The sequence below is a fragment of the Mycobacterium sp. genome (genome assembly GCF_040509115.1).
Classification (GTDB): Bacteria; Actinomycetota; Actinomycetes; order Mycobacteriales; family Mycobacteriaceae; genus Mycobacterium.
This window is the reverse complement of the sequence record NZ_JBEVLO010000400.1, coordinates 1-6398: the sequence shown is the minus strand read 5'-3', so window position 1 is coordinate 6398 and position 6398 is coordinate 1. Positions and strand designations below refer to the sequence as shown.

Sequence of the window (6398 nt, the reverse complement as noted above, 5' to 3'; positions counted from 1 at the left end):
GGCTTTTCTGGGTCTGGAGCGGTACGTACGGACGCGATCAGCAGACCGCGGCGGCACGGCCGTGCACGCAATCAGCTATCGTCCGCGTACCCCGAGGCTCACGTGGTCAGGCCACGTGGCCGAACTCGCTGTGTTATACGGCTTGCGCGAGGTCGGGAAACTGCTCTGAGGTGTCACCCTCGACCAGGAAGTCCCCGTGATAGAGGGCCTCGAAATCAACCTTGATGACATCTGCACTGGTGTCGTCGATCCACATGTACTGAACAGTAACCATCACCTTTAAGAGTTCTTTGAGTCACGTTTCGGAAAACCCTGGCAATACTTACCTGCCGGTAGGTTCTCAACCTGACTGTTCGGTCAGATGGAACGGGTTGGTGCCGTTCAGGAACACCCAGGTCGAAACGGCCGCCGCCACTGCGACCACGAACAACGTGATCGACACCGCCCCTGGCCAGCGGGCTCGCCCGAACACTCGCGCGTCGACCGAATACACGCCGGCGCCGGTGAACAACAGGGTGGCTGCGGCGAAGGCCACCAGGAACGGCACGTTGAACGGGTCGGCCCAGACCGCCGCCCCCGAGACGTTGGCCGCCCACGCGTCGATCATCGCCGCAACGATTCCGCACGCTGCCAGGGGCGTGAGGAACCCGATCAGCAGTCCGAGGCCGCCCGCGAGCTCGGTGCTGGTGATCAGGTAGGCGGCAAACGTCGACATCCGCCAGCCGCCACTCTCCATGAACTCGATGGTGGTGCCCATGTCGGTGGCCTTGATCGCGCCAGCCTGGATCATCGACGCTGCCACCGATATCCGCAGGATCAGCAGACCGAGGTCGGCAACGGAGGACGAAGTGGTTGAAGGCCGATCGCTCACGTCCGTGGTCGTCATGGCAATCACCCTAAGCGTCGCCTGTGAACTTGCTGTTGCCATTTCCGATGGGTGAACCATCGAGGCGACCGGGCCGTGGCACTGATGGGTAGCCGTTGACCGTTCTTGGTTACCGTTGATAAGTTACCGCCGATACCTTGCGACCTGGAGGCCACATGATGCGCTGGATCGCTGGACTCGCCATCGCCGCCCCGAGGCGGATCCTGATCGGCGCGGCGCTCGTCATGGTGGCAGCCGCGATCTTCGGAATACCGGTGGCCAAGAGCCTGTCGGCGGGCGGCTTCCAGGATCCCGGCTCCGAGTCCGCGCGGGCCACCGCGCTGCTGACCGACAAGTTCCACCAGGGCGACATGCAGATGCTGGTCACCGTCACCTCGCCCGACGGTGCCACCAGCCCACGGGCGACGGCCGTCGCCACCGAGATCGTCGACCACCTCAAGCAGTCGCCGCACGTCGCCGACGTCACCTCCGCATGGACCGTGCCGCAGGCCGCTGCCGCCGAGCTGACGAGCAAGGACGGCACGTCGGGATTGGTCATCGCCGGAATCACCGGTGGTGAGAACGACGCCCAGAAGTACGCAAAGGCGCTGTCCGACGACGTCGTGCACGATCGGGACGGCGTCACCGTTCGCGCCGGTGGCATCGCCATGGTCTACGCGCAGATCAACGCGCAGTCCGAACGCGACCTCCTGCGTATGGAGTCGATAGCCATTCCGCTCAGCTTCCTCGTGCTGGTGTGGGTGTTCGGCGGACTGGTCGCCGCGGCGCTCCCGATGGTCGTCGGCGGACTCGCCATCGTGGGGGCGATGTCGGTGCTGCGCCTCGTCACGTACAGCACCGACGTGTCGATCTTCGCCCTCAACCTGTCCACCGCGCTCGGCCTGGCGTTGGCGATCGACTACACGCTGCTGATCATCAGCAGATACCGCGACGAACTCGCCGACGGCGCCCCACGCGAGGCCGCGCTGAGGCGCACCATGGCGACGGCGGGGCGGACCGTGCTGTTCTCCGCCACGACCGTCGCGCTGTCGATGGCCGCGATGCTGCTGTTTCCCATGTACTTCCTGAAGTCGTTCGCCTATGCGGGCATCGCCACGGTCGGATTCGCGGCCGCCGCCGCCGTCATCGTGACGCCCGCCGCGATCTGGCTGCTCGGTGACCGACTCGGCGCCCTCGACGTCCGCAGCCTCATTCGCCGGCTGACCCGTCGGCCCGAACCCATCGCCAAGCCGGTCGAGCAGATCTTCTGGTACCGCTCCACCAAGGCCGTCATGCGTCGCGCCATCCCCGTCGGCCTCGCCATCGTCGTGCTCCTGCTGGCTCTCGGCGCACCGTTCCTCGGCGTCAAGTGGGGGTTCCCCGACGAGCGGGTGCTCCCCAAGTCGGCATCAGCCCATCAGGTCGGTGACCAACTGCGTGACGACTTCGTCGACGACTCGTCGACCGCGGTGTCGGTCGTCATCCCCGACGCCACCGGGCTTACCCCAGGCGAACTGGCGCGATACGCCGCCGAACTGTCCATGGTTCCCGACGTCGCTTCGGTGTCCGCTCCTGCCGGAACCTTCGTCCGTGGCGATGCCGTCGGACCGCCGACCGCTGCCACCGGCGTGGCCGACGGCAGCGCCTTCATGACCGTCGCCAGCACCGCGCCGTTGTTCTCCGACGCCTCCGAGGCCCAACTCGACGATCTGCACGACGTCGCGGGCCCCGGCGGCAGGGACGTCGAGATGACGGGCATGGCGCAGATCAACCGCGACAGCGTCGACGCGATCACCAACCGGCTGCCCTGGGTGCTCGGCCTCATCGCGGTCATCACCTTCGGGCTCCTGTTCCTACTCACCGGCAGCGTGGTCCTACCGTTGAAAGCCGTTGTGCTGAACGTCTTGTCGCTTACGGCGGCGTTTGGTGCGCTGGTCTGGATCTTCCAGGACGGCCACCTGGACGCGCTGGGGACGACGCCGACCGGCACGCTGGTGGCCAACATGCCGGTGCTGCTGTTCTGCATCGCGTTCGGTCTCTCCATGGACTACGAGGTGTTCCTGGTCGCCCGTATCCGCGAATACTGGCTGCAACTGCGGGCGGGTGGATCCGCCACCCCGTCGGGCAGACGGGCAATGAAACTCGCCAGGCACGACAACGACGAGGCGGTCGCCCACGGGCTGGCCCGCACCGGCCGGGTGATCACCGCCGCGGCGCTGGTGATGTCCATCTCGTTCGCCGCGCTCATCGCCGCCGAGGTGTCGTTCATGCGAATGTTCGGAATCGGATTGACGCTCGCCGTGCTCGTCGACGCGACCCTGGTGCGCATGGTTCTGGTGCCTGCCTTCATGCACGTGCTGGGCGGCTGGAGCTGGTGGGCGCCCAAGCCGTTGGTCAAGCTGCACCAGCGCATCGGCATCAGCGAGTCGGGCGACGCGTCCGACGATGGCGCGGACCGCCCGAAAGCGGACCGCACGATGGTGTCGATGACGGACACTCGGTAGCGTGTCCGTCCAACCCCTGAAGCGACGCCGTGCCCCGCGCGGCTCCGGCGACCATCTCCGCGAGGAGATCCTCGACGCCACAACCGAACTGCTGATGGAGACGGGACACGCCAAGGCGGTGTCCATCCGAGCGGTTGCGCAGCGCGTCGGTGTCACCCCGCCGTCCATCTACCTTCACTTCGCCGACAAGGACGCGCTCCTGGATGCGGTGTGCGCCAGATACTTCGAGGCGCTCGACGAGGTCATGCAACAGGTCGCCAAGGACGAACCGTCGACGATCGACCGCCTGCGCGCCCAAGGGCTGGCCTACGTCCGGTTCGCCATGCAGAACCCCGAGCTCTACCGCATCGCGACCATGGGTGAGGGCAGGCCGGGCAGCGACGTCGACGTGACACTGAACAGCTCGGCGTTCGTCCACATGCGGACCTCGGTCGAATCGCTGATCGCCGAGCGCATCTACCCGCCGGGTGACCCCACCATGGCTGCTCTGGAACTCTGGACCGTCGCGCACGGCGTCGCCGCTCTGTCGATCTCGCGGCCGTACCTACCGTTCGGCGACGTCGAGCAGTTCGCCGACCGGGTCATGCGTTCGGCGTGCTGCGGTCACATGGTCACCGGAATGCTGGGGCTCGACGTACCTCCGCAGGAGGCGGTCGCACAAATCAAGGAACTCGTCGGCGAGGGCAGAAGCGATGGCTGAATCCGTCGACCACCCCTTCTTCGCGCGGCTGTGGTCCACGATGTCGACGCGCGAACCGCAATCGATCCGACGGCTGCGGCGCGAGAATCTCGTCGGGCTGTCTGGTCGCGTGCTCGAGGTCGGGGCAGGTACCGGCACCAACTTCGCCCTCTACCCGTCGACGGTCACCGAGGTGGTCGCGGTGGAGCCCGAGCCACGGTTGGCGGTGCGTGCCCGCCAGGCCGCCGCCGAGGCATCCGTGCCGATCACGGTGAGCACCGACGCGATAGAGGACTACCGCACCAACGAGCCGTTCGACGCGGTGGTGTGCTCGTTGGTCCTTTGCTCGGTCGGTGACCCGAATGACGTTCTGCGGCAGCTATTCTCACTGCTGAGACCCGGCGGTGACCTGCGGTACCTGGAACACGTCGCGAGCGGCGGGGTTCGGGCGCGCATCCAACGCGCCGCCGATGCGACCGTGTGGCCGCGGCTGCTCGGCAATTGTCACACCCATCGGCACACCGAACGGTCGATCGTCGACGCGGGATTTCAGGTGCGCGACGCCAGACGCGAGTGGGTGCTACCCGCATGGCTGCCGATGCCCGTCTCCGAGACCGCGATCGGCAGGGCGGTCAGGCCGGTGTGAAGCTGGGCCCGCGGTCAGCCGAGAAGGGCGGGCAGGCGCTGCAGCAGGCCGGGCAGCGCCGTGGCCGCCGACTCCCGGACCACGACGGTGGCCCGCTCGGACAACGGAGTCGCCTCGGGGTTGACTTCGATCACCGGTATGCCCTCGGCGATTGCCTGTTCCGGCAGCCCCGCCGCCGGATAGACGATCGACGAGGTGCCCACCACGATGGCGACGTCGGCGCGGCTGACGGCCTCCACCGACCGGTCCCACGCCTCGGTGGGCAACTGCTCGCCGAACCACACCACCTCGGGCCGGATCAGCCCACCGCAGTCACACCGCGGAGGAGCGACGGCCTCCACCGGCTCCGGCATCTCGGGAAGTTTGCTGCGGTACGCGGAACCGCAACGGTCGCAACGGAACGCGAACAGGCTGCCGTGCACGTGGTACACCCTCTTGCTACCCGCACGCTCGTGCAGGTCGTCGACGTTCTGGGTGATCACGTCGACCTCGGCGCCGTCCTGCCACGCCGCCACCGCTCGGTGAGCGTCGTTCGGTCCGACGGACTTCATCATGTAGTGCCGCCACAGATACCACGCCCACACCTTCTCCGGGTGGCGCTTCCAGCCGTCGACGCTCGAAATTTCGTAGGGGTCGGTCTTGGCCCACAACCCCGTCTCGACGTCGCGAAACGTCGGCACGCCACTCTCGGCGGACATTCCCGCTCCGCTGAGCACCGTGACCTGCACGCCACCAAAGTAGCCGCTTTTTGTGATACTGGGCAGGTGGCCGATTTGGGGGAGTGGGTACGCGGCGACCCGGACGGGGCCAGGCCGCTGTTCGATCAGCTGCGGACGCAGATCATCGAGGGGGTTCGGGATGGCAGGCTGCCGCCGGGAACCCGGTTGCCGACCGTTCGGGACCTTGCGGGTCAACTGAACATGGCGGTCAACACGGTCGCACGTGCCTATCGCGAACTCGAGGCGGCCGGGGTGTTGGAAACCCGTGGGAGGTTCGGCACCTTCGTCGCGCGGGTCGACCCCGCCGACGCCGCGATGGCCACTGCTGCGCACACCTTCGCATCGGCGGCAAAGGCTTTGGGGGTCGGCAAGGCGGACGCCCTGCGGTACGTCGAGACGGCGTTCGGTTAGCCGAATTCGAGCAGCGTCAAGGCTGGACGAATCGGGTCGAGCAGCGGAATCCGTTGCACCGTCCACATCATTGCGTTCAGCACCCGGCCGCGGCCGGAAGGGTAGGGGACGTCGTGGACGGCCCGCACCCCCGGGACCACGTCGGTGAGCGTGGCTGCCTCAGCGGCCGACATGCTGAACGGCATCGGTGGGATGCGGTAACGGAACGAGATCGGCAGGCCGCGACGGGCGATCCCGGCAAACCCGGAGGGCGGTAGATCGAACATCATCTGACCGCCGGGGAACCGCCGCGCGCACTCGGTGATCAAACCCATGGCGTCGGTGGGCTCCAGGTACATCAGCAGCCCCTCTGCGGTGATGAACACGCCCGAGTCGGTGTCGACCTCGTCCATCCAGCTGTAGTCCAGCGCCGACTGCGCACAGACCTTCACCCGGTCAGAGGCGGGAAGCAGGGTCTCGCGCAGTTTCGTCACCGGTGGGAGATCGACTGTCAGCCAACGGAACTGGTCACCGACACCGCTCTCGTCGATGCGGTGGAAACTGGTTTGCAGGCCTTCGGCGAGCGCGACGACCG

8 protein-coding genes are annotated in these 6398 nt (G+C 67.0%); 4 read left to right on the top strand and 4 right to left on the bottom strand.

The features are described 5' to 3' along the window. Nucleotides 1-133 precede the first annotated feature (133 nt). Nucleotides 134-256: a hypothetical protein gene (locus tag ABW137_RS27630; RefSeq protein WP_526404719.1), complete on the bottom strand. Its 123-nt coding sequence runs from the start codon at nucleotides 254-256 to the stop codon at nucleotides 134-136. A gap of 84 nt (nucleotides 257-340) precedes the next feature. Further along, nucleotides 341-886 carry a DoxX family protein gene (locus tag ABW137_RS27625; protein WP_526404717.1) on the bottom strand — a complete coding sequence of 182 codons (546 nt, stop codon included), beginning with the start codon at nucleotides 884-886 and terminating at the stop codon, nucleotides 341-343. Between the two features lie 155 nt (nucleotides 887-1041). On the opposite strand from ABW137_RS27625, the gene ABW137_RS27620 reads away from it, so the two are divergent. The 3 genes from ABW137_RS27620 to ABW137_RS27610 are packed head-to-tail and all read left to right on the top strand — an operon-like array spanning nucleotide 1042 to nucleotide 4694. Then, nucleotides 1042-3369 carry an MMPL family transporter gene (locus tag ABW137_RS27620; protein WP_526404715.1) on the top strand — a complete coding sequence of 776 codons (2328 nt, stop codon included), beginning with the start codon at nucleotides 1042-1044 and terminating at the stop codon, nucleotides 3367-3369. 1 nt (nucleotide 3370) lies between these two features. Further along, nucleotides 3371-4069, top strand: a complete 699-nt coding sequence (locus ABW137_RS27615) for a TetR/AcrR family transcriptional regulator (protein WP_526404713.1) — start codon at nucleotides 3371-3373, stop codon at nucleotides 4067-4069. Further along, a complete protein-coding gene (locus ABW137_RS27610; protein WP_526404711.1) occupies nucleotides 4062-4694 on the top strand; it encodes a class I SAM-dependent methyltransferase in 633 nt (210 codons plus the stop codon). The genes ABW137_RS27615 and ABW137_RS27610 overlap by 8 nt, the downstream gene beginning before the upstream one ends. Nucleotides 4695-4708: 14 nt before the next feature. Here the strand turns inward: ABW137_RS27610 and ABW137_RS27605 are convergent, their stop codons facing one another. After that, the gene (locus ABW137_RS27605) at nucleotides 4709-5422 is read right to left on the bottom strand and encodes an SIR2 family NAD-dependent protein deacylase (protein ID WP_526404710.1); all 714 of its coding nucleotides are present in this window, start codon (nucleotides 5420-5422) and stop codon (nucleotides 4709-4711) included. Between the two features lie 36 nt (nucleotides 5423-5458). Here ABW137_RS27605 and ABW137_RS27600 point away from each other — a divergent pair, with 36 nt between their 5' ends. Then, on the top strand, nucleotides 5459-5824 hold the full coding sequence (locus ABW137_RS27600; RefSeq protein WP_526404708.1) for an Rv1152 family transcriptional regulator: 366 nt from the start codon (nucleotides 5459-5461) through the stop codon (nucleotides 5822-5824). Here ABW137_RS27600 and ABW137_RS27595 read toward each other — a convergent pair. Next, on the bottom strand, nucleotides 5821-6398 hold a 578-nt coding region (locus ABW137_RS27595; RefSeq protein ID WP_526404706.1), incomplete at its 5' end, for a class I SAM-dependent methyltransferase. The genes ABW137_RS27600 and ABW137_RS27595 overlap by 4 nt on opposite strands.